Source organism: Serratia sp. NA_13, from assembly GCF_052691735.1.
On sequence record NZ_JBQZFV010000019.1, the window covers coordinates 1 to 22,388 of the forward strand.

General features: G+C 55.9%; 20 protein-coding genes and 3 tRNA genes. 3 read left to right on the forward strand and 20 right to left on the reverse strand.

Translation table 11 applies throughout. From position 1 onward, the window contains the following. Positions 1-23: 23 nt before the first annotated feature. Positions 24-776, reverse strand: a complete 753-nt coding sequence (gene yjfP, locus ACUTSU_RS20340) for an esterase (RefSeq protein ID WP_445654660.1) — start codon at positions 774-776, stop codon at positions 24-26. Positions 777-901: 125 nt separating this feature from the next. Between yjfP and bsmA the strand changes: the two genes are divergently transcribed. Both bsmA and ACUTSU_RS20350 read left to right on the forward strand, forming a co-directional pair. After that, positions 902-1,210 carry a biofilm peroxide resistance protein BsmA gene (bsmA, locus tag ACUTSU_RS20345; protein WP_445652716.1) on the forward strand — a complete coding sequence of 103 codons (309 nt, stop codon included), beginning with the start codon at positions 902-904 and terminating at the stop codon, positions 1,208-1,210. A 111-nt stretch (positions 1,211-1,321) separates the two neighbouring features. Continuing rightward, on the forward strand, positions 1,322-1,597 hold the full coding sequence (locus ACUTSU_RS20350; protein WP_445652715.1) for a DUF1471 domain-containing protein: 276 nt from the start codon (positions 1,322-1,324) through the stop codon (positions 1,595-1,597). Here the strand turns inward: ACUTSU_RS20350 and ACUTSU_RS20355 are convergent. The 16 genes from ACUTSU_RS20355 to nnr form a co-directional block, all read right to left on the reverse strand. Next, positions 1,594-1,992 (reverse strand): DUF350 domain-containing protein, encoded by a 399-nt coding sequence (locus ACUTSU_RS20355; protein ID WP_445652714.1) that lies wholly within the window; start codon positions 1,990-1,992, stop codon positions 1,594-1,596. The genes ACUTSU_RS20350 and ACUTSU_RS20355 overlap by 4 nt on opposite strands. Positions 1,993-2,079: 87 nt before the next feature. Further along, a complete protein-coding gene (locus ACUTSU_RS20360) occupies positions 2,080-3,714 on the reverse strand; it encodes an isovaleryl-CoA dehydrogenase (protein ID WP_445652713.1) in 1,635 nt (544 codons plus the stop codon). A gap of 129 nt (positions 3,715-3,843) precedes the next feature. Then, on the reverse strand, positions 3,844-4,575 hold the full coding sequence (gene rlmB, locus ACUTSU_RS20365) for a 23S rRNA (guanosine(2251)-2'-O)-methyltransferase RlmB (protein ID WP_012004902.1): 732 nt from the start codon (positions 4,573-4,575) through the stop codon (positions 3,844-3,846). 59 nt (positions 4,576-4,634) lie between these two features. After that, positions 4,635-7,121: a ribonuclease R gene (gene rnr / locus ACUTSU_RS20370; protein WP_445654661.1), complete on the reverse strand. Its 2,487-nt coding sequence runs from the start codon at positions 7,119-7,121 to the stop codon at positions 4,635-4,637. 59 nt (positions 7,122-7,180) lie between these two features. Continuing rightward, entirely contained in the window at positions 7,181-7,606 is a 426-nt protein-coding gene (nsrR, locus tag ACUTSU_RS20375) for a nitric oxide-sensing transcriptional repressor NsrR (RefSeq protein ID WP_445652711.1), read from the reverse strand. A 545-nt stretch (positions 7,607-8,151) separates the two neighbouring features. Continuing rightward, complete coding sequence (locus ACUTSU_RS20380; RefSeq protein ID WP_261110172.1) at positions 8,152-9,450, reverse strand: adenylosuccinate synthase; 1,299 nt, start codon at positions 9,448-9,450, stop codon at positions 8,152-8,154. 97 nt (positions 9,451-9,547) lie between these two features. Continuing rightward, positions 9,548-9,748 carry a DUF2065 domain-containing protein gene (locus tag ACUTSU_RS20385; protein WP_017891360.1) on the reverse strand — a complete coding sequence of 67 codons (201 nt, stop codon included), beginning with the start codon at positions 9,746-9,748 and terminating at the stop codon, positions 9,548-9,550. 62 nt (positions 9,749-9,810) lie between these two features. After that, complete coding sequence (hflC, locus tag ACUTSU_RS20390; protein WP_445652710.1) at positions 9,811-10,818, reverse strand: protease modulator HflC; 1,008 nt, start codon at positions 10,816-10,818, stop codon at positions 9,811-9,813. A gap of 3 nt (positions 10,819-10,821) precedes the next feature. Further along, a complete protein-coding gene (gene hflK / locus ACUTSU_RS20395; protein WP_445652709.1) occupies positions 10,822-12,081 on the reverse strand; it encodes an FtsH protease activity modulator HflK in 1,260 nt (419 codons plus the stop codon). A 68-nt stretch (positions 12,082-12,149) separates the two neighbouring features. Next, positions 12,150-13,430, reverse strand: a complete 1,281-nt coding sequence (hflX, locus tag ACUTSU_RS20400; protein ID WP_020824906.1) for a ribosome rescue GTPase HflX — start codon at positions 13,428-13,430, stop codon at positions 12,150-12,152. A gap of 95 nt (positions 13,431-13,525) precedes the next feature. Then, positions 13,526-13,834: an RNA chaperone Hfq gene (gene hfq, locus ACUTSU_RS20405; protein WP_012004894.1), complete on the reverse strand. Its 309-nt coding sequence runs from the start codon at positions 13,832-13,834 to the stop codon at positions 13,526-13,528. A 114-nt stretch (positions 13,835-13,948) separates the two neighbouring features. Beyond that, a complete protein-coding gene (gene miaA / locus ACUTSU_RS20410; RefSeq protein ID WP_445652708.1) occupies positions 13,949-14,890 on the reverse strand; it encodes a tRNA (adenosine(37)-N6)-dimethylallyltransferase MiaA in 942 nt (313 codons plus the stop codon). Further along, the gene (mutL, locus tag ACUTSU_RS20415) at positions 14,883-16,757 is read right to left on the reverse strand and encodes a DNA mismatch repair endonuclease MutL (RefSeq protein ID WP_445654662.1); all 1,875 of its coding nucleotides are present in this window, start codon (positions 16,755-16,757) and stop codon (positions 14,883-14,885) included. The genes miaA and mutL overlap by 8 nt, the downstream gene beginning before the upstream one ends. Before the next feature lie 24 nt (positions 16,758-16,781). Then, complete coding sequence (gene amiB / locus ACUTSU_RS20420; protein WP_445652706.1) at positions 16,782-18,584, reverse strand: N-acetylmuramoyl-L-alanine amidase AmiB; 1,803 nt, start codon at positions 18,582-18,584, stop codon at positions 16,782-16,784. Positions 18,585-18,591: 7 nt separating this feature from the next. Next, on the reverse strand, positions 18,592-19,062 hold the full coding sequence (tsaE, locus tag ACUTSU_RS20425) for a tRNA (adenosine(37)-N6)-threonylcarbamoyltransferase complex ATPase subunit type 1 TsaE (RefSeq protein ID WP_012004890.1): 471 nt from the start codon (positions 19,060-19,062) through the stop codon (positions 18,592-18,594). A 14-nt stretch (positions 19,063-19,076) separates the two neighbouring features. Continuing rightward, positions 19,077-20,588, reverse strand: a complete 1,512-nt coding sequence (gene nnr / locus ACUTSU_RS20430) for a bifunctional ADP-dependent NAD(P)H-hydrate dehydratase/NAD(P)H-hydrate epimerase (RefSeq protein ID WP_445652705.1) — start codon at positions 20,586-20,588, stop codon at positions 19,077-19,079. Here nnr and queG point away from each other — a divergent pair. Then, on the forward strand, positions 20,587-21,726 hold the full coding sequence (gene queG, locus ACUTSU_RS20435) for a tRNA epoxyqueuosine(34) reductase QueG (RefSeq protein ID WP_445652704.1): 1,140 nt from the start codon (positions 20,587-20,589) through the stop codon (positions 21,724-21,726). The genes nnr and queG overlap by 2 nt on opposite strands. A 298-nt stretch (positions 21,727-22,024) precedes the next feature. Here the strand turns inward: queG and ACUTSU_RS20440 are convergent. The 3 genes from ACUTSU_RS20440 to ACUTSU_RS20450 form a co-directional block, all read right to left on the reverse strand. Beyond that, positions 22,025-22,100, reverse strand: a tRNA-Gly gene (locus tag ACUTSU_RS20440). A 55-nt stretch (positions 22,101-22,155) separates the two neighbouring features. Then, a tRNA-Gly gene (locus ACUTSU_RS20445) sits at positions 22,156-22,231 on the reverse strand. Positions 22,232-22,294: 63 nt separating this feature from the next. Next, a tRNA-Gly gene (locus tag ACUTSU_RS20450) sits at positions 22,295-22,370 on the reverse strand. Positions 22,371-22,388 lie beyond the last annotated feature (18 nt).

A 22,388-nucleotide genomic window follows, 5' to 3' on the forward strand; every position in this document is an offset into this window, starting at 1 on the left:
CCCCCTGCCTGCAGGGGGCTTTTTTACAGCGATTGCACGAAGAAATCGGCGGTGGCACTAAGTGCCTGTGGAGTAATGCGGTGCTTGACCCCCGGCTCAGTGAGCAACGTCAATTGCCGGTCCCAACCGCTCTGCCGCAGTTCGGTCGCCAGCCGCAGGCTTTCCGCCGCCGGCACCAGGTCATCTGCCTCACCGTGCCAAAGCAGCAACGGGCGATCGGCAATTTTCTCCAACTGCTGCTCCAGACCGTAATCCGCCAGCATGGCAATGCGCGCATCAAAATCCTCGCTCGACAAAGGATTGCCCCGCTCATCCAGTGGCGGGAACAGCGTTTGCGCCAGAACGGTGTAGTAACCGGCCCCCATCAGGCTGGCCGCCGCTTTCACCCACGGATAGCGAGCAAAGCTGCCCAATGTCGTCATGCCGCCCATTGACGCACCACCCACGCCAATGCGCCCCTCGGCAATCAGACCTAGCTGTTCAAAGTGCGCCTTCAGCGCCGGTAACTCGTCAATATTGCCTCGAAGGATCTCCCAAAAGCTGGCCAACCGCTTTGCTTCATTGCCATCAAAACGTTCGCCGTGCAACTCGGCATCCGGGAGCACCACACGAAACCCTGCCCGGGCTAATGCGTAGGCAAAGTACGCGTACACTTCTTTCGACGAGGTATAGCCATGGTAGAAAAATACCGTCGGCAATGGTTGGTGATATTGCCCCGCAGGCACCGCGTGGATCACCGCAGTGTCCCCCACCCGCTCGTCATGTATTTCAATCATCCGTTTTCCCTCTGCGTACCGGTTGCCTTCATAATGGCAAACTTGAGCTAAAAGCATTAGCTCAATCTGTTCCAATTTATAATGGGTTACACTGAAATCATGCTATCCGCTCTGTCGAGGTATCTATGAAACTTTCCCATCTGCTGCTGCCCCTGGCGCTGGTCACGCTGCTTAGTGCCTGTGGCATGATGACCACGACGCCGAAAGCCCCGCCGGCCCCCACTGGCCAGGCACAAGAGGTAACCCGGGCGCAAACCTCCAAGCTGGTAAAGATAGGCACCACCAGCGCACTGGTTTACGGAAGCCCGATGGACGTGGAAGCGGAGATTAACAGGAAGGCTAACGCCAGCGGCGCACGCTATTACATGATTATCATGAACAGCGAGACCGTCGTTCCCGGCCAATGGTATTCACAGGCGATCCTGTATCGATAAACTGCGGCGTTTTAACCATATTTACAATGGCTTTGCACAGACTGAAGTTGGATATTGCACACTGTCGCTCAACCGGTCGCAGCCTGCGGTCGTTCGACGAAGGGGAACGCCATGAAACGCTCCGCCGCACTCACCGCCCTCCTGCTCTCCGTGGGGTTACTCAACGTCAGCGCCAAGTCTGCCGAACTGGCACCCGCCGATCGTGTTACACCGCTCAGTGAAATTGCGCAGATCACCCTGGATAATCTTTCCGGCTCGCCTCAGGACGTCGAACAGCTCATAGCACGCAAAGCTGATGAGCATGGGGCAAGCTATTACCGGATCCTGCGGATGGAGGAGCAGGCACATCAGCCCGGCTGGCGTGCCTCGGCGATTTTTTATCTTTAATAACTCATGCAGGCCGCATTTAACACGCCGCCGCTGATTGACACGCCCCCCAGGAAAATCCCGGCGGCCAGGTGATTGGACTCAATCTTGTCGCTGATGCGCGGCATGTAGATTTTAACCGCCGCGAACAGCAACAGTTGCACCACCAACGCCACCACGCCCCACAGCAAGTAGTCCAGCAGACTGATCGAGTTGATCGCCGCGCTGGCCAGCGGGATCACATACCCCAGGCAGGCACCGACGAATCCGAAGGCGGCAGACTGGTTGTCGGCCTTGATCAATGCCCATTCGTCATGCGGCGTAATGCGGGTATAGATAAACAAGAACACCAGAACCATGGCAAAACCACTGAAGAAGTAAGAGGCGAATGCCACCAACGCGCTGATAATATCCATGTCATGTTTCCTGGTCAGAGGTCAGAATCCCTTACGGGCCAAGTACTGAATTAAAAAGCTTTTCCCGCTGTAGCGCTACTGTTTTCCCTAGCCTCCCATCGCTCGGGCAAACAACGTCTCGCACAAACGGTCTGGTAAAGTTCGCTCACCACGGGTATCGAGCATCATTTGGCACCAGGCTTCCGCTAACGGCGGTGAACTGTAGCGCAGAAGCTGCGCCGCGGCGAGCAGATTGAATAACCCGCCGGTGACTGCCCGTCCCTGCACCTCCTGGGGCTTGCGCATCAACTGGAGCAACTGCCGCCACTGGCGATCAAAGTGACGGTTCTGTCCCCTCACCTCACCAAATTCAAGCTCCAGGGCCTCCTGCACCCCCGGCAGCTTTCCCCAGGCTCGCATCACGTCCAGACACATAATATTGCCGGAACCTTCCCAAATGCTGTTCACCGGCATTTCACGGTACAGCCGCGGCAGTTCACTCTCTTCGCAGTAGCCAATGCCGCCCAGCGCCTCCATCGCTTCGCCGACAAAAGGAGTGCCCTGTCGGCAGACTTCAAACTTCGCCGCCGGGGTCATCACCCGACACAGTGCCTGTTCCAACGATGCCCCGGCCCCCGTGCTGTCATAGGCTCGCGCCAGACGCATCAAGGCCGCCGTTTGTCCCTCCAGCCGCAGCGCCATGCGCGCCAACACCTGACGCATCATCGGTTGTTCGAGCAAGGGTTTGCCGAATGCCTGCCGTTGCAGAGCGTGGTACAAGGCCACCGATAATCCACGCCGCATCAATCCGTGGCTGCCCAACGCACAGTCAAAGCGCGTCAGGCCGCCCATTTTCAGGATATGCCGCACGCCATCCCCTTCTTCACCTACCAGCCAGGCGCTGGCGTCCTGAAACTCAACCTCACCGCTGGCATTGGAACGATTGCCCAGCTTATCCTTCAGCCGCTCCAGTCGTATGGCATTGCGGGTGCCGTCCGGCAGTATGCGCGGCAGGAAGAAGCACGACAGCCCCCCTTCAGCCTGTGCCAACACCAGATGTGCATCGCTTTGCGGCACCGAGAAGAACCATTTATGCCCCACCAGTCGGTATGCCTCCCCCGGGCCACGGGCGGCCAGCGGGGTTGCCGTGGTGGTATTACTCAACACGTCGGAACCGCCCTGCTTTTCGGTCATACCCATGCCAATCAGCAAGCCGCGCTTTTGCCCGCCGGGCAGCACATGCGCATCGTAACGATCGGATAGCAGCGGCGTTAACCAGGATTGGAATTCTGCCGGCAAAGAACGCTGCAGCAGTGGGATAGCGCCAAAGGTCATGGTCACCGGGCATAAGGTGCCGGCTTCGACCTGAGCATGCAGCACAAAACGCGCGGCGCGCGCCACAAACGAGCCAATACGGGCATCCTCCTGCCACGGCAGGTTATGCACACGGTTGGCGATCAAGCCTTGCATCAGGATATGCCAGGCGGGATGGAAACGGACGTCGTCCAACCGCTGGCCGGTGGCATCATAACGCAGCAGCTCCGGCGGGTTGGCATTGGCCAATCGCCCCAGTTCCAGCGATTCCTGGGTGCCCAACTGCTGCCCCAGCGAAGCCAGCACTTCGACATCCCAACCGGCTTGCTCGCGTTGTATCGCCTCATGCAGTGGCATATCGGACAGGAACAGATTACTGTTCCCCAGCGGTTTCGGCTGATTAAAAACGGTGTGTGTATTCCAGACCATCGGCTTGCTCCCTGATAAAAGCGTCAGGAGTAAGTATGGTCGTCAGGGGGATTTCTGCCGCAGGTGAGATCACAGGGTGGGAATTGAGAAAGTAATAAGGGCGCAAAATTCTGCGCCCTTATCGGTAAATCAACTGCGCTGACGCACTGCTTCAAATAGGCAGATGCCGGTGGCGACTGAAACGTTCAGTGAAGACACCGTCCCGGCCATTGGGATGCTGATCAGTTCGTCACAGTGCTCACGAGTCAGACGACGCATACCTTCGCCTTCTGCCCCCATCACCAGCGCCATTGGGCCAGTCATTTTGCTCTGGAACAAAGTGTGATCGGCTTCTCCGGCAGTGCCGACGACCCAGACGTTCATTTCCTGCAGCAAACGCAGGGTGCGCGCCAGGTTGGTGACGCGAATCAACGGAACGTTTTCCGCCGCGCCGCAGGCCACTTTCTTGGCAGTCGCATTCAACTGGGCAGAGCGATCGCGCGGGACGATCACCGCGTGTACACCGGCCGCATCGGCACTGCGAAGGCAGGCTCCGAGGTTGTGCGGGTCGGTCACGCCGTCCAACACCAACAGGAATGGCGTATCCACGCTTTCCAGCAGCGCCGGCAAATCGTTTTCCTGATACTGACGCCCTTCGCGCACCCGGGCGATAATCCCCTGATGCACCGCGCCCTCGACCTTCTCATCCAGCCACTGGCGGTTCGCCACCTGGATAACAATGCCGGTCGCTTCCAGCTCGGCAATCAACGGCTGTAGCCGACGATCGTCACGGCCTTTGAGGATAAACACTTCCAGGAAGCGTTGCGGATCGTTGTCTAACAGGGCTTTGACGGCATGAATACCGTAAATAATTTCGCTCATGATGCTCTTTTAACTGTGCGGCTGGCATATGCCAGCCGGTGATAATGACGTGTGGCAGCTTAAGCCTGCTCAGCACCTTTCTTCTTGCCGGCGCGTTTGGCCTTGGTCGCCGACGCTATTTTCCGGGTTTTGTCGGATACTTTCTTGGCTTTCGCCTTTTTGTCTTTCTTCACCTTGTCAGCGGGTTTGGCTTCGTCTTTACGGAAGGCGCTGTCAGGCTCAAAATTGGCGGGTGCTTTGCCACCGCGACGTTTGCGTGGCGCTGAAGTCCGGCCTGCGCCAGCCCCACCACGCAAGGTACGTTGGCCGCCATTCTTGGCGCGATCGCGTTCAGTTTTGCCTTCACCGCGTGGTTTGCGAGTGCTCGAGACCAAAGCGAAGTCAATTTTACGCTCGTCCATATGCACCGCTTCAACGCGGATCTCCACCGTATCGCCCAGGCGATAAACCACGCCGGAGGATTCGCCAATCAGACGCTGGCCGATATTATCGTAGCGATAATAGTCATTATCCAGCGATGATACGTGCACCAGGCCGTCGATAAACAGCTCGTTCAGGCGGACGAAGAAACCAAAGCCGGTCACACTGGCAATAATACCGCTGAACACTTCCCCGACATGGTCCTGCATAAAGTCGCATTTCAGCCAGTCGGCAACGTTACGCGTCGCTTCATCAGCGCGGCGCTCGGCCATCGAACAGTGCTCGCCCAGCTGCAGCATTTCTTCGAACTCGCTGTGCCAACCACCGGTCGGCGTCCAGCGCTCTTTCGGCTCGCCATGCTCTTTAGCCAACTGATATTTGATCGCGCGGTGCATCGCCAGATCCGGATAACGACGGATCGGTGAGGTGAAGTGGCCGTAAGAAGCCAGCGCCAGACCAAAGTGGCCCCGGTTTTCCGGATCGTAGACCGCCTGTTTCATGGAACGCAGCAGCATGGTTTGCAGCATTTCATGGTCAGGACGTTCGGACACTTCATCCATCAAGGTGGCGTAGTCCTTCGGCTGCGGCTTGTTACCGCCGCCCAGCGTCAGACCCAGCTCACCCAACACGCTGCGCAAGGCAGTAATATGATCGTCACTTGGACGGTCATGCACGCGGAACAACGCCGGCTCGTTATTCTTCTCAACGAAGCGTGCCGCAGCGACGTTCGCCATGATCATGCACTCTTCGATCAGTTTGTGGGCGTCGTTACGCACCGTTGGCTCAACACGTTCAATACGACGTTCGGCGTTGAAGATAAACTTAGCTTCTTCGGTTTCAAAAGCAATACCGCCACGTTCGGCGCGCGCCTGATCCAACACCTTGTACATTGTGTGCAGCTCTTCCAGGTGCTTGACCAGCGGGTGATAATGCTCACGCAGCTCCTGATCGCCCTGCAAGATGTGCCAGACTTTGTTGTAGGTTAAGCGGGCGTGAGAGCTCATTACCGCTTCATAGAATTTGGCCGTCGACAGACGCCCCTGGGCGGAGATGGTCATCTCACACACCATACACAGGCGGTCAACCTGCGGGTTAAGCGAACACAGGCCGTTGGACAGCACCTCCGGCAGCATCGGGATCACCTCCGATGGGAAGTACACCGAGGTAGCACGGTTGCGCGCTTCGTCATCCAGCGCAGTACGTGGACGCACATAGTAACTGACGTCGGCAATGGCCACCCACAGGCGCCAACCGCCGCCGCGCTTTTTCTCACAGTAAACCGCGTCATCGAAATCGCGTGCGTCTTCGCCGTCAATGGTCACCAAAGGTAACTGACGCAGATCGACACGGCCTTTCTTGGCCGCTTCCGGTACCTGTTCGCTGAGATCGGCAACCTGTTTTTCCACCTGTGGCGGCCAAACATGCGGGATCTCATGGGTACGCAGAGCGATATCCACCGCCATGCTGGTCCCCATTTTATCGCCGAGGATCTCAACGATCTTGCCCACAGCCTTGGTACGGCGGGTCGGACGCTGGGTCAACTCAACCACCACCATAAAGCCCATGCGCGCACCGCTGGCGGCTTCGGCCGGGATCAGGATATCGAAGCTCAGACGGCTGTCGTCCGGCACCACAAAGCCGGTACCAGCATCCATAAAGAAGCGACCGACGATTTGGCTGGTTTTCGGCACCAGCACACGGACGATACGCGCTTCACGGCGGCCCTTGCGATCTGCAGCCATTGCCTGTGCCAGCACCACATCACCGTGGATTGCCATTTTCATCTGCTCGGCTGACAGATACAGGTCGTCTTTGCTGCCTTCAATACGCAGGAAACCAAAGCCATCACGGTGGCCGATAACGGTACCGCGCAGCAGATCAAGACGTTCCGGCAGCGCATAGCACTGGCGGCGGGTAAATATTAACTGACCGTCGCGCTCCATCGCACGCAGGCGGCGGCGCAACGCTTCTAACGGCTCTTCACCGGTTAAATTCAGCTCTTTGGCCAGCTCTTCGCGGCTGGCCGGCGTTTCTCTTTTCGCCAGATGGGCCAGAATGAATTCACGGCTCGGGATTGGGGATTCATATTTTTCTGCTTCTCGTTCCAGGAATGGATCTTGTGACATTGCGGTTCCTCCGTTGTCATCAGCAGGGTGCCGCTGAGCCTTGTCTTCTCAGCGACGCTTTATTCGACAAGCAATAGCTTGTAGAGCGATGGATTGTCTTCGACCATATCGGCCAACGTGTGGCTGTCCAGCTCTTCAAGGAAATTCTGTACGCCCTGTTGCAGCACCTGTTTCAGGCGGCAAGCAGGGGTTATGTGGCAGAAATTACTGTTGCAGTTAACCAGTGAAAGCGGCTCCAGCGCCCTTACCACGTCGCCGAGGCGAATGGTCTCGGCCGGTTTGCCCAAACGGATGCCACCGTTCTTTCCGCGCACGGCGGTCACAAAGCCAACCCGGCTTAACTGATTGATGATCTTTACCATATGGTTTCTGGACACGCCGTAGACCTCGGTGACTTCCGAGATACTGGTCATTTTGCCCGGTGGCAGCGAGGCCATGTAGATCAACGCCCGCAGGCCGTAATCAGTAAAACTTGTTAACTGCACATCTACCTCTGGGTATCATTTTACCCGTCTGATACGCCGATTTTCGGCACTATTTAAAAGATTACCTATACCAAAATAATTCGAGTTGCAGGAAGGCGGCAAGTCTGAGAGTTCCCAGGAGCTTACTCAGGTAAGTGACTGGGGTGAGCAGACGCAGCCAACGCACATGCAACTTGAAGTATGACCGGTATATTGGATAATAAACCAGCCGGAGAGTTAGCCGCTAATTATTTAGCGCATCTCAGGCTTTGGACAGGTTAAAGAAAGGATTTTTTGAAGTGAAATCGCAACCGGGGAGAATAATGATAAAAAAAACCGGAACAATGCCCGGTTTGTATAGGCTGCGTCCCGTAATAGGTCGTGGCACCGTCGCAGCCCCAAAATCCTCTAATCAAGGCGGAGGGGGGCTGAACATAGTGGCCCTATGTTCAAGCCCGACAACGCAGAGTACGGGTTTTTGGGACGCGACCCGAATGGCTGGAGCCATTTGAACGCGCACCTGCGTTCACGCACTATTACGGGACACAGCCTCTAGCAAAGCCAGATTATGCGTCGAACGGGTCGCGCAGGATCATGGTTTCGCTACGGTCTGGACCTGTAGAGATAATGTCTACTGGCACACCAGTCAGCTCTTCAATGCGCTTGATGTAGTTCAGCGCCGCCTGTGGCAGTTTGCTGTGTTCTTTCACGCCAAAAGTGGTGTCGCTCCAGCCAGGCATGGTTTCGTAGATGGGTTCAATACCTTCCCAACCTTCAGCCGCCAGCGGAGTCGTGGTCATTTCGCGGCCGTCAGGCATGCGATAACCCACGCAGATCTTCACTTCTTTCAAACCGTCCAACACGTCCAGCTTGGTCAGGCAGAAACCAGATAGGGAGTTGATCTGTACAGAACGGCGAACAGCTACCGCGTCCAGCCAGCCGGTACGACGACGACGGCCGGTAGTGGCGCCGAACTCGTTACCTTGTTTACACAGGAACTCACCGGTTTCGTCGAACAGTTCAGTTGGGAACGGACCTGCACCCACACGGGTAGAGTAGGCTTTAACGATGCCCAGTACGTAATCCACGTAACGCGGACCAATACCTGAACCGGTAGCAACGCCGCCAGCAGTGGTATTGGAAGAGGTCACGTACGGATAGGTACCGTGGTCGATATCCAGCAGGGTGCCCTGTGCGCCTTCGAACATGATCAGGTCGCCACGCTTGCGCGCGCCGTCCAACAGTTCGGACACGTCAACAACCATGGCGGTCAGGATGTCGGCGATAGACAGCACATAATCCAGAGTCGCCTGGTAATCAACGGCTTCAACTTTGTAGTAGTTGACCAACTGGAAGTTATGGTAATCAACGATTTCCTTCAGCTTAACAGCGAAGGTTTCTTTGTTGAACAGGTCGCTAACGCGCAGACCACGACGAGCAACTTTATCTTCGTAAGCCGGGCCGATACCGCGACCGGTGGTACCGATAGCTTTCGCGCCACGTGCTTTCTCGCGCGCGTTATCCAACGCAACGTGATAAGGCAGGATCAGCGGGCAGGCTTCGGACAGTAACAGACGTTCGCGTACCGGGATGCCGCGCGCTTCGAGTTCACCCATTTCTTTCATCAATGCGTCTGGAGCCAGAACCACACCGTTGCCGATGATACTGGTCACGTTTTCACGCAGAATACCTGATGGAATCAAATGAAGGACGGTTTTTTCACCGTTAATAACCAGAGTGTGACCAGCGTTATGGCCCCCTTGGTAGCGCACTACATATTGAGCCCGTTCGGTCAGCAGGTCTACGACCTTGCCCTTACCTTCGTCACCCCATTGAGTGCCCAGTACGACGACGTTCTTACCCATTTTAAAAATCACCGGTTGCTTAAAAATGGATTCTACCACCGTAATTCGTGAGTTTCAGCACTTTTAGCATAGGGTTGCATATTTTTTAGGCTAAACTTTAAACCCCTGCGTGTGTACGCAACATGTAGTAGATCACACAGCCTGCAACCACTATTCCGCCGCCAAATCGACGCAGTGTCGCGTCGGGAAACTGGGTCATCGCCAGTATCATTTTGCGCCAGGCCTGCGGGAACAGCATCGGGCCCAGCCCTTCCAGCACCAAAACCAGCCCAAGCGCCAGCCAGATCGTTGAATTCATCAGTGACTCCCAAAAAGAAAGGGCCCGCGTTTAAACGGGCCCTCTATCATTAACCGACGCGGTTACTTGCGTACGGAATCAGGCGACTTCATGTAGCGGAAGAAATCGCTGTCCGGGCTCAGTACCATCACATCCTGGTTATTGCTGCTGAAGCTGGTTTCATAAGCGCGCAGGCTACGGATAAAGGCGTAGAAGTCCGGATCCTGACTGAATGCGTTAGCAAACAGTTTGGCCGCTTCGGCATTACCTTCACCACGAGTGATACGCGCTATACGTTCGGCTTCTGCCAAGGTACGAGTCACTTCGTAGTCTGCGGTAGCGCGCAGCTTCTCAGCCTCTTCCTGACCCTGTGAACGGTGACGACGGGCTACCGCTTCACGCTCGGCGCGCATACGCTGATAGATTGCATCAGACACTTCTGCCGGCAGGTTGATCTGCTTGATACGCACGTCGATCACTTCGATACCCAACGCCGCCATGCTGTTCGGGTTAACCTTCGGCAGTTTGCCGGTGGTTTCCTTTTCAACACGCGCCGCTGCAGAAGCAATAGCATCATCAGCTTCAGTGGTCGCCACTTCCTGGTCATCACCCACGGTGCCGGTGTTCAGCGCGTCACGCACGTCGGACATCAGTTTGCCGCGCGAGTCGGTCACGATATCTTTAACATCCAGACGACCAATCTCGGAACGCAGACGGTCACTGAACTTACGTTTCAACAACACTTCGGCCTGTGAAACATCACCGCCGCCGGTTGCCAGGTAGTAACGGCTGAAATCGCTGATACGCCATTTCAGGTATGAGTCGACGATCAGGTCTTTCTTCTCGCTGGTAACAAAGCGGTCAGCCTGGTTGTCCATGGTCTGGATACGCGCATCCAGCGTTTTCACTGATTCAATGAACGGGATCTTGAAGTGCAGACCCGGCGCATAAACCAGCGGCTTGTTGTCGCTGTCACGCAGTACCTTGCCGAAACGCAGCACGATGCCGCGCTGACCTTCCTGAACCACGAACAAGGATGCATACAACGCCACCAGCACCGCGAGGATAATTACTATAAAAGACTTACGCATTGATTATTCTCTCCCTACGCGAGTGGTGTCGTCACGCTGCGCATTCGCCCGGCGCTGGTCCATGACCGAGCCGTTGCTGGTGCGCTGGCTGCTGGAGCTGGCGCCGCTGTTGGCAGACGGAGCGGGGTTGAGACGAATCAGGCTGGTGTCTTTACTACCGTCAGCCGCCGCGCCGGTTTGGCCACGCAGCATTTGATCCAGCGGTAACACCATAAGATTGTTGCCTTTGTCATTCACCAACACTTTACGGGTGTGGCTCAGGACTTTTTCCATGGTTTCGATATACAGACGCTCGCGGGTGATTTGCGGAGCAGACTTGTATTCCGGCAACAGCTTGGCAAAGCCCGCAACCTCACCCTGTGCTTCCAGGACGGTACGGTCTTTATAGGCTTTGGCATCTTCCAACAGACGCTGTGCCTGGCCATTAGCACGTGGCTGAACTTCGTTGGCGTAAGCTTCTGCCTCACGGATGTACTGCTGCTCGTTCTCACGTGCGGCAATCGCATCATCAAATGCGGCTTTCACCTCTTCCGGCGGACGAGCGGCCTGGAAGTTGACGTCCAGCAGCGTGATGCCCATGTTGTACGGACGAATAGTCTCTTCCAGTACGCGTTGGGTATCGCTACGCACGATAGTACGGCCTTCGGTCAGGATCTTATCCATGGTGTACTTGCCGATAACGCCACGCAGGGCGCTGTCAGTAGCTTGGCTCAGGCTATCGTCGGCGTTGGTCACGCTGAACAGATAGGCTTCCGGGTTGGTCACGCGGTACTGCACGTTCATTTCTACGCGTACCACGTTCTCATCGGAAGTCAGCATCACACCAGAAGCGGCCAGTTCACGCACCGACTCCACGTTAACTGGACGCACTTCATCGATGAAGGTCGGCTTCCAGTTCAGACCCGGCTGCACCAGGTGGCTGAATTTGCCGAAACGAGTCACGACACCGCGCTCGGCTTCTTTGATGGTGTAGAAACCGCTGGCGGCCCAAATCACCACCACCGCAACCGCAGCGATACCGATAATACGACCGCTAAGACCCGGCCCCGAAGTGCCAGTACCGCCGTCGTTATTGTTGTTGGAGCCTTTGCCCCCGCCCAAGCCGCTCAGTTTTTTGCTCAGCTTGCGGAAGATATCGTCCAAATCAGGTGGCCCTTGATCGCGACCGCCTTTGTTATTACCGCCAGAGTTGCCGCCATTGTTATTGCTGCTCCCCCACGGGTCGCGGTCCTGTCCGTTATTACCGGGCTGATTCCACGCCATGTTTTAGCTCCATATTCTGTGATTGGGTACTTCAGGCTTACGCGAAGCTCAAATGTAACAGGATATGATCATACTATAAAGTTAATCAGTTCCTGTTCCTGTTTGCAGAGGCGGCGCCATTCGACGATGGGCATACGAACCACCACGCCAATGCTGCCGTCTTCTTCGTTCCACTCTTTCTCAATTGCCTGAAGCTGGTAAAAACGGCTACGAAGACGGCCTGCCTCTGGCGGTAAGCGCAGCTCATAATGCGCGATTTCCCCCGATAAGCGCTCCGTCAACGCCTGATACAGCAACGGGATACCTTCACCACTGGCGGCGGACAGCCACACCCGGATCGGTAAGTTTTCATCGTTGCGGTCGATACGCGGAACAAAATCATCCAGCATATCTATTTTGTTCATCACTAACAGTGTAGGGATCTCATCCGATTCAATCTCTGCCAGCACGGTATTTACCGCTTCAATGTTCTCATCGACACGGGTATCCGCGGCGTCAATTACATGTAACAGCAAAGATGCCTGACGCGTTTCTTGCAGCGTTGCCTTGAAGGCGGCCACCAGATCGTGCGGCAGGTGCCGGATAAAGCCTACGGTATCCGCCAACACGGTATCGCCCACATCGGCCACGTCGATACGTCGCAGGGTAGGATCCAGGGTGGCAAATAGCTGGTCGGCCGCGTACACATCGGCAGACGTTATTCGATTAAACAGGGTAGATTTACCGGCGTTGGTGTATCCCACCAGCGATACGGTTGGCACTTCAGCACGGGTACGCGCACGTCGGCCCTGTTCACGCTGCTTAGCTACCCGCTCCAGGCGGCGTAGAATCAGGCTAATGCGATCGCGTAACAGACGACGGTCGGTCTCTAATTGGGTTTCCCCCGGCCCGCGCAGGCCAATCCCCCCTTTTTGGCGCTCAAGGTGCGTCCAGCCACGAACTAAACGCGTGGCGATATGACGCAACTGTGCCAGCTCTACCTGCAGCTTACCTTCATGGGTACGGGCACGCTGGGCAAATATGTCTAAAATCAACCCGGTGCGATCGATCACCCGGCATTCGCACAGGCGTTCAAGGTTTCTCTCTTGCGCCGCGGAAAGGGAGTGATCAAACAGGACAACAGATGCGCCACTGGCTTTTACCGCATCTGCAATTTCTTCGGCCTTTCCTTCACCGACAAAGTACTTGGGATGGGGGGCTTTGCGGCTACCAGTCACCACTTGCAAAGCTTCGACACCCGCAGAGGACACCAGGGATTCGAACTCACTGAGATCTTCTGTATCTTTGTCTTGCGAGAAATAGATATGAACCAGGACGGCCTGCTCACCGGCTTCATAACGGTCAAACAAGCGTGCAACCTCTCAAACGGAAATCCGTGAGTTTGGGGGACATAAACAGCCCATGGCTGCTTATGCTCCCCGTCATGGTTGACTCGCAACGCACTTTATTCAGCGTCATCGCTTTCCTGCTGCGGCTGTTGCGGCGCAGACGGGTTGTTACCATGGTGATAGTTACTGGTGCCGCCGCTCGGAGTATTGCTATGGTGCGATACCGGGCGTGACGGGACAACGGTAGAGATAGCGTGCTTATAAACCATCTGGCTCACCGTGTTTTTCAACAGGATGACAAACTGGTCAAAAGACTCAATCTGGCCTTGCAGCTTAATACCATTCACCAAATAAATAGAAACCGGAACACGTTCACGACGCAATGCGTTCAGGAACGGATCTTGCAAAGATTGCCCCTTAGCCATTCTATCTTTTCCTTATTTGCTTGTTGTTTTTAACTAAGAACCTGTCGGCTCTAAAATAAACGACCTAAAAAATTTGCGCGCTGAATACTCATCAATTGTACACAATCACTCAACCTATGCACTAACAACCTGTATTACCGAGTCCAAAGCCTCTCCCGGCTTCTCGCTGTCCAGCCAATGTACCGAGTCCCAGCCTCGTAACCAGGTCATTTGGCGCTTGGCCAATTGACGCGTTGCGCAAATACCACGATAAACCATCTCATCGTAACTAATCTCGCCAGACAAATATGACCACATCTGGCGATAACCGACACAGCGAATGGAAGGCAAATCCGTATGCAAATCACCCCGAGCAAAAAGTGCACGCGCTTCCGTCTCAAAACCTGCCGCCAACATTTGATGGTACCGCAGCTCTATGCGTTGATGGATCAACTCACGGCTGGTCGGCGCTATCGCAAACTGGTGCACATGATACGGCAACGATTCACCCGAAATTTTAGTCAGTTCCGTTAAAGTTTTACCCGAAATAAAAAAAACTTCCAGTGCTCTGGACAGTCTCTGCGGATCATTCGGATGAATTCTCAATGCCGCAACCGGATCAATCTCTTGCAACTGACGGTGTAAAACGTCCCAACCCTGCTCCGCCGCCTGCTGTTCGATGCGCTCGCGCACCACAGGATCGGCAGGTGGCAACGGCGATAAACCTTCCAGCAACGCCTTGAAATAAAGCATGGTGCCCCCCACCAGCAGCGGGATACGCCCGGCGGCGCTAATGGCGGCCATCTCTTTCAGTGCGTCGGTGCGAAAGTCCGCTGCTGAGTAGACTTCGGCAGGGTCACGAATATCAATCAGCCGATGCGGTGCCTGCGCCAGTTCTTCAGCGCTCGGTTTGGCCGTGCCGATATCCATACCGCGATAAATCAGCGCGGAATCCACGCTGATCAATTCCACAGGCAGGCGTTCACGCAGCGCGATCGCCAATGCGGTTTTGCCCGAGGCGGTCGGCCCCATGATAAAAATAGCCGGGGGACGTGGTGTCATTTCAGTTTCAATCATGCCTAAGTGCTGTCAGTGCAGCCTGTAAATCAACAGGTTGTAAAAGTCCGCTGGGTGGTGATTTGACCAGTTTCGGGCAAAGTCGTTCAACGTCGGTCAGCAATTGTATCGCTTGTGAGGTGTTCCACTGTTCATGCTCGCTACCTAAATGGCGGGCAAACCAGGTGGCCAATACCGCGGGCGACATCTCCTGATTCTCGGCCAGATAGCCTAACAGTTCGGGTATCAGTTTTTGTAAATTTTGTTGGCGTAATGGTAAAGGTACTGCGCGCAGCGTCACACGCCCGTGATCAACTTGCAGATCCAGACCCATGGTTACCAATAGCGGCTGATGATGTATGCAGGCAGCCGCTTCTTGTTTGTTCAACGTCAGCTTGATTGGTATCAGCAGCGGTTGTGGCCGCAAGCCTTCTTGCGAAGGATTGAGTTGCGCCTGACGTAACCAGCGTTCGGCCACCGGCAGGTTAAGCAACATTAACTGTTGACGGTTTTCAATCAGCGCATAACACGGCGGGTAGATCATCAGCACACGGCCAAAACCGTGCTGACTACCGGCCAGTGGTGTTTCCGGCTCGGTTTTTACCGGCGGAAACAGCGGTTGCTTCGGCGCTTCTTGTCGTGGCTCAGCCACTGGCGTGGCCTGCAACAGCTTACCGTACAGTTCACCTTCCCGCTTCTGGTAGCCACTACCCGAATGATAAGCCGGTTGCGGCGCACGTTCACGCGCGACGGCAGGCTCGGTTGATGCGGTTTCTCGGCGCGGTGCAGGCTGCGAAAAATGATTGCCGCCAGCGGCGACGCGGTTTTCTTGCTGCCAGACCGGAGCCTGCGGCAGCTCGGTTTCATCGGTCAACGGCAGCGGCGCATGGCCGACCTGCTGCAACACGGTGGTTACCGCCTGATAGATAAAGTCGTGCACCAGCCGAGCCTGATGGAAACGTACCTCGTGCTTGGCCGGGTGTACATTCACATCCACCTGATGCGGGTCTACCTCCAGATACAGCACATAGGCAGGCTGCTGGTCGTCTTTCAGTTGATCCTGATAAGCCTGGCGGATAGCGTGATTAATCAAACGATCGCGCATCATGCGGCTGTTGACGTAGCAATACTGCATTTCGCCCAGTTGCCGGGCACCGGCAGGATCGGCCACCCAACCGCGGATGGTCAGATCACCGTGCTGCCAAGAAATATTCAGCGCATGCTGCAAAAAGGCCGGACCGCAAATACTGCCCAGGCGGCGCTCATACTGGCTCTCGTCTTTCGCTGCGCGATATTGGCGCATCAGCTTGCCATTGTGACTAAGATTGATCGCCACATCGAAACGCGCCAGTGCAATACGTCGAACCACTTCATCGATATGACCGAATTCGGTTTTCTCGGTGCGCATAAATTTGCGCCGCGCCGGGGTGTTGTAGAACAGATCCAGCACTTCCAGCGTACTGCCTGTCGGGTGTGCCGCCGGCTTGAGCGTCACCGCCTGATCGCGACCTTCGGCATAAGCCTGCCAGGCTTCGTTTTGTTCTGCGGTGCGTGAAGTGAGGGTTAAGCGAGAAACCGAGCTGATACTGGCCAACGCCTCACCGCGAAAGCCGAGGCTGGCAATGGCTTCCAAATCGTCGAGCGTACTGATTTTACTGGTGGCATGACGGGCCAACGCCAGAGCCAGGTCGTCCTTGCCAATACCACTGCCGTTATCACGGATGCGGATCAACTTGGCACCACCGCGCTCGATATCAATATCAATACGCGTCGCCCCGGCATCCAGACTGTTTTCCACCAGTTCCTTGACCACAGACGCGGGTCGCTCGACTACTTCACCGGCGGCAATCTGATTGGCAAGCTGGGGCGGTAGTACCTGGATAGGCATGCTGACTCCTGTAATGTGTGGGCGCTAGGCCTGCGGAATGGTCAGCGTCCGATCCAGCGGCGCAACGTCCGACTTCAGTTTATTCACGCGTTTCAGGTCGCTGACGCTGACGCCATAACGGCTGGCAATAGATGTCAAAGTATCACCGCGGGCCACTTTATGCTTTGACGGCTTCTTCACGCGGGGTTTCGCCTTGGCGACCGTGTTGACAGTAGCGGCGGATTTACCCGCCGGTACCTTGAGGCGTTGGCCGACCCACACGCCATCCTTCTTCAGCTTGTTCAGGTCACGCAACGCCGCCATGGTCGTGCCATAGCTGTCGGCAATACCGGAGAGCGTTTCCGCCCGCTTCACTACGTGAATCTGCGTTTTACCGCTAATACGGCTGCTGCCGGCCGAACTGACGACCGGTGCAGGCTGGCTGACGTCTGGTGTTGAGGAGTTAACCGCCGCTGCGACGTCCAGCGGTCGGTTTTCCACCTTTGGGTCGGCTTGTAGCGGATGCGCCAGGAAATAACTACGCAGGCCGTTGTGGATCGCCCTGGCAATTTTTTCCTGATACGCGCTACTGCCGAGCAGCCGCTCCTCCGTGCTATTACTGATAAATCCTGTTTCCACTAGCAATGATGGAATATCCGGCGAACGCAGCACACCAAGGCTGGCGTGTTCCGGACGACGTTTATGCAATGAACCGACGCTCTGCAACTGCTGCAAGACTTTGACCGCCACATCGTAACCTACACGTTGCGAGTGACCGAACTGCAGATCCAGCACCGCCTGGCTCAGGTAAGGATCCGCCTGGCTGTTGGCCAGCAAATCGCCCGCTCCGCCCAGCAATTCCGACTGTTTCTCATGCTGCTCCAGCCAGCCTGCCATTTCACTGTTGGCCCGGCGGTTGGACAGAACCCAAACCGAGGCCCCATTGGCACTGCGGTTTGGCGCGGCATCGGCGTGAATGGAGATCAGCACGTTGGCGCCCTGTTTGCGCGCTACGTCGGAACGTCCCATCACCGAGATGAAGTAGTCACCATTGCGCGTTAAGACCGGTTTGAACTGAGGATCGGCATCCAGTAACGCCTGTAAGCGACGAGCAATAGCAATAGTGACATTCTTCTCTTTCAGGCCGTTCGGGCCGATAGCGCCTGGATCCTGCCCGCCGTGACCGGCGTCAATGGCTACCACCACCCGATCGCCGGAACCTGCGGAGACGCGGCTGCTACGCGGCGTAATTTCCGATGCGGTCCCCGCAACTACGGTTTTCTTGTTGCTGAACGGATTAGAACCGCTTGGTGCTTTACGCACCGGTGCAGGCTCATCAGGCTCACTCACCACGACCGGCGCTTTACGCGTTGGCTGGCTCACGGCGACCGGCGCAGGCACCGATACCGGAGCTTTACGCACTATGTTGGTATTAGCACTGACCTCTGCGGCAATGGTAAACACCACGGTATAGATACTGCCGCTTTGGCGTGTGGCAACCCGGATCTTCGAACGCTGGGTCAGGTCAAACACCAGCCGCACGCTCTGGGCATCTTTCGGCGTACTGGAGCGGATGCTTTTCACCAGGTTTTGACCGCTAAAATTCAGCGGCAGACCACCGACCTTGCCTTTCTGGTTAACATCCAGCACCACGCGGTCCGGGCCATGCAGTGGGAAAAAGGCATAATCCGGCGGGCCGTTGAAACTCACCGAGACGGTGGCTTCGCGTTGGGCATTGGTGACTTTAATATCAGACAGCTTTGATGCGGCCAGCGTACTGGCCGCACCCAAAGGCCCCAATACGGCGATCAGGGCGATTACGAATAGTTTTCTCAACGCATACGTCATTGCGGCGTCATTCCTGTGGCCCGTGAATACGGTCTAAAAGCTGGCTGCCATAGGCAGAAACCGCCTGAATTTTTGCTTCTCGTCCCTGATCCTGATAGCTGAGATGCAGCTCCAGATCCGGCTCCGGCAATACGCCCGTGCCCTGCTGCGGCCATTCCACCAGGCAAATAGCATCCTGCGCAAAATAATCGCGAATGCCCATAAATTCGAGTTCTTCCGGATCGGCCAGGCGGTACAGATCAAAATGGTATACCGCCAGCGGTTGCAGCGCATAAGGCTCTACCAGCGTGTAAGTGGGGCTTTTAACATTGCCCTGATGACCCAATGCCTGCAGGAAACCACGGCTGAAGGTGGTTTTACCGGCACCCAGGTCACCGTAAAGGTAAATTACGCTGGCACGATCGCACGCCTTAGCCAAGACGGCACCCAATGCGACAGTCGCTGCCTCATCCGGCAGAGGTAAAACGAGTTCTTTCATTCGATAGTTTCTATTTATGCCAACTCAGGATTAACGTAATAAGGAATTTCCGGCAGTAAGTCGCTTGCCAACATCCCCCTGATTCCTTGTCTTGCCGCCACGCGATCGGCGGCTGCGCCATGCGCCACACATCCAGCACAGGCTGCATCATACAGCGAGAGCTTTTGCCCCAGCAAACCGCCGATGATACCCGACAGAACATCGCCCATTCCGCCGGAGGCCATGCCAGCATTGCCGACGTCGGCGATCGCCATCTGGCCGAACTGGTCGGCAATCAGCGTGCCTGCACCTTTCAGCACGGCTACGCCACCGTATTGCGCCGCCAGATTACGCGCTGCAAGTAAGCGATCACTCTCAATCTCAGCGATACGGCACCCCATCAGGCGTGCCGCCTCCCCAGGATGCGGGGTAATCACTCGATTCTGACGCTTCTCGGGATTTAATGCCAGCAAGTTCAACGCATCCGCGTCCCATAACGCCGGTTTATCACTGGCTTGCAATACTTTCAGCGCATTCCTACCCCATTCGCCCTGGCCCAGCCCCGGCCCCACCACCAGGACATCTGCCCAGTCGAGCGCCTGCTGCAGTGCTTCGTCACTTAAAGGCTGTACCATCAGTTCGGGTCTGGCGGTCAATAACGGCCCCACATGTTCAATGTGAGTAAGTACTCGCACCAATCCAGCACCGCTGCGTAGTGCCGCTTCTGCCGCCATGCGTATCGCCCCGCCAAAACCATGATCGCCGCCAACCACCAACAAACGCCCTTGTTCACCTTTATGCGAGCAGGGACGACGCGGTTTCAGCCACAGAGGCAGGGACTCGGCAGTAAGCCGCTGAATCTGTGCCGGTTGCTTCGCCAACCAACCCGATAATCCTAGCGTACTCTGGTGAAGTTGCCCGACCCAATCACGGGCCTGACCGGTCAACAAGCCCGGTTTGAGGGCAATAAACGTCATGGTGTGCGTAGCGCGGATCGCCACGCCAGGCACAGCACCGCTTTCAGCCAGCAAGCCCGAGGGTATATCGAGTGCGATAACCGGTGCGCAGTTGCGGTTCGTGGCTTCAATCAGCGCATTGTATGGCGCGCGCGGGGCGTTACTCAGCCCGGTTCCAAGCAAGCCGTCGATTATCAGATCAATATCTTCCGGCCAACGACTGTCAGCCGGATGAATTTCACCCCCGGCGGCCAACCAGGCCTGTCGCGCTTCTTCAGCCTCTGGCGGCAGTGCCCGTGTGCCTTCGCAGGCGATCAGACTGACCTTAACGCCGGCCGCCGCTGCCAGTCGGGCGACCACATAACCGTCACCGCCATTGTTGCCATGGCCGCACAGCACCAGCCAGTGGTGAGCCGCCGGGTATTGGTCGCATGCCAGGGTGTAAGCTGCCTCACCGGCACGTTGCATCAGTTGGTAGAGTGAAATGCCTTGCGAGGCAGCGGCGCTGGCTTCAGCCCGCCGGATCCAGTCTGCAGACCAGACAGAGTGTGATAAACTGTCGGAGTATTGTTTTTCACTGTGGCCCGTCATGACTCACCCCCTCGATCTCAATCAACTCGCCCAACATATCAAGCAATGGGGCCAATCGCTAGGATTCCAGCAGGTAGGCATCTGCGACACCGATCTCAGCGCGGAAGAGCCTAAACTGCAGGCCTGGCTGGACAAACAATATCACGGCGAAATGGAGTGGATGGCACGCCACGGTATGCTGCGCGCCCGGCCTCATGAGCTACTGCCCGGCACCCTGCGGGTGATCAGCGTGCGCATGAACTATCTGCCGGCCAAAGCGGCCTTTGCCAGCACGTTGCAGAACCCAGAGTTGGGCTATGTCAGCCGCTATGCGTTGGGACGTGATTATCACAAACTGCTGCGCCAACGGCTGAAAAAGCTCGGCGACCAAATCCAGGCCTACTGCGGCGAACTGAATTTCCGCCCTTTTGTCGACTCCGCGCCGGTGATGGAACGCGCATTGGCCTCCAAGGCCGGGATTGGCTGGGTTGGTAAACACTCACTCATTCTCAATCGCGAAGCCGGTTCCTGGTTCTTTCTTGGCGAACTGCTGATCGATCTGCCCTTGCCGGTAGATAAGCCGCAACAAGAACAATGCGGTCGCTGCGTCGCCTGTATCACCACTTGCCCGACCGGAGCCATCGTCGCACCCTATACCGTGGACGCCCGGCGCTGCATCTCCTATCTCACCATCGAGCTGGAAGGTGCCATTCCTGAAGAATTTCGGCCATTGTTAGGCAACCGTATCTACGGCTGTGATGATTGCCAGCTTATCTGCCCCTGGAACCGCTTCTCGCAGCTCACTGACGAAGATGATTTCAGCCCGCGTGCCGCACTACATGCACCGCAACTGATTGAACTGTTCGATTGGACGGAAGAGAAATTCCTGCGCGTCACTGAAGGTTCTGCCATCCGGCGCATCGGCCATTTGCGTTGGTTGCGTAATATTGCCGTGGCGTTGGGTAATGCTCCCTATCAGGATGCCATAGTGATGGCGCTGCGCTCCCGGCTGGAACAGGACGCAATGCTGGATGAACATATCCACTGGGCGCTGGAACAGCAATTGGGGCGGCGTGAGGAGCAAGGGATAGAAGTACAGACAACGCAGAAAAAACGATTGATACGGGCTGTGGAAAAAGGATTACCGAGGGATGCCTAAAACCTTGCGTTCAGGTCCAATAGTCACTCTGTGGATTTGTGCATAAAAATAAAAATGCTTTGTCTTTCAACTGCAACAAAAAGAGCAAGTGATCGGCATAACGTTTTCCGATAAATAAATATCTTTATAAATCAAATACATAAAGATTTCATTTATGTGGCGTTGATTTTTTGAGCTGAGGGTATTATGTACGCTACCTGTGGATAAGTCTGTTCACAACATTTCGACAGGGTATGTACAACAAGACATGAAGCCGCGCCGGTAAAGGCGTTGGACTGAGTTAAAACGAAGATAAAATTGGAGCGGGAAACGAGACTCGAACTCGCGACCCCGACCTTGGCAAGGTCGTGCTCTACCAACTGAGCTATTCCCGCATTGAGATGCTTTGGGCATCCGGCCATCAAACAACAACATGGCCTTTGAATTTTTTGGAGCGGGAAACGAGACTCGAACTCGCGACCCCGACCTTGGCAAGGTCGTGCTCTACCAACTGAGCTATTCCCGCGTCGCATGGGTACTACTTGTTACTTTTTTATTCATCACGCCACCTAAGCAGCATTGCTGAATTTGGAGCGGGAAACGAGACTCGAACTCGCGACCCCGACCTTGGCAAGGTCGTGCTCTACCAACTGAGCTATTCCCGCCCGGCGTAACGATGTCGG

Coding starts and splice junctions, on each gene's coding strand:
- ACUTSU_RS20355 (WP_445652714.1), bottom strand. CDS start 1,992: ATGGATATTATCAGCGCGTTGGTGGCATTCGCCTCTTACTTCTTCAGT.
- hflK (WP_445652709.1), bottom strand. CDS start 12,081: ATGGCGTGGAATCAGCCCGGTAATAACGGACAGGACCGCGACCCGTGG.
- ACUTSU_RS20385 (WP_017891360.1), bottom strand. CDS start 9,748: ATGAATTCAACGATCTGGCTGGCGCTTGGGCTGGTTTTGGTGCTGGAA.
- bsmA (WP_445652716.1), top strand. CDS start 902: ATGAAACTTTCCCATCTGCTGCTGCCCCTGGCGCTGGTCACGCTGCTT.
- yjfP (WP_445654660.1), bottom strand. CDS start 776: ATGATTGAAATACATGACGAGCGGGTGGGGGACACTGCGGTGATCCAC.
- ACUTSU_RS20350 (WP_445652715.1), top strand. CDS start 1,322: ATGAAACGCTCCGCCGCACTCACCGCCCTCCTGCTCTCCGTGGGGTTA.
- nnr (WP_445652705.1), bottom strand. CDS start 20,588: ATGACGGGCCACAGTGAAAAACAATACTCCGACAGTTTATCACACTCT.
- hfq (WP_012004894.1), bottom strand. CDS start 13,834: ATGGCTAAGGGGCAATCTTTGCAAGATCCGTTCCTGAACGCATTGCGT.
- amiB (WP_445652706.1), bottom strand. CDS start 18,584: ATGACGTATGCGTTGAGAAAACTATTCGTAATCGCCCTGATCGCCGTA.
- rlmB (WP_012004902.1), bottom strand. CDS start 4,575: ATGAGCGAAATTATTTACGGTATTCATGCCGTCAAAGCCCTGTTAGAC.
- ACUTSU_RS20380 (WP_261110172.1), bottom strand. CDS start 9,450: ATGGGTAAGAACGTCGTCGTACTGGGCACTCAATGGGGTGACGAAGGT.
- queG (WP_445652704.1), top strand. CDS start 20,587: ATGACTCACCCCCTCGATCTCAATCAACTCGCCCAACATATCAAGCAA.
- ACUTSU_RS20360 (WP_445652713.1), bottom strand. CDS start 3,714: ATGGTCTGGAATACACACACCGTTTTTAATCAGCCGAAACCGCTGGGG.
- mutL (WP_445654662.1), bottom strand. CDS start 16,757: ATGCCTATCCAGGTACTACCGCCCCAGCTTGCCAATCAGATTGCCGCC.
- hflC (WP_445652710.1), bottom strand. CDS start 10,818: ATGCGTAAGTCTTTTATAGTAATTATCCTCGCGGTGCTGGTGGCGTTG.
- rnr (WP_445654661.1), bottom strand. CDS start 7,121: ATGTCACAAGATCCATTCCTGGAACGAGAAGCAGAAAAATATGAATCC.
- miaA (WP_445652708.1), bottom strand. CDS start 14,890: ATGATTGAAACTGAAATGACACCACGTCCCCCGGCTATTTTTATCATG.
- tsaE (WP_012004890.1), bottom strand. CDS start 19,062: ATGAAAGAACTCGTTTTACCTCTGCCGGATGAGGCAGCGACTGTCGCA.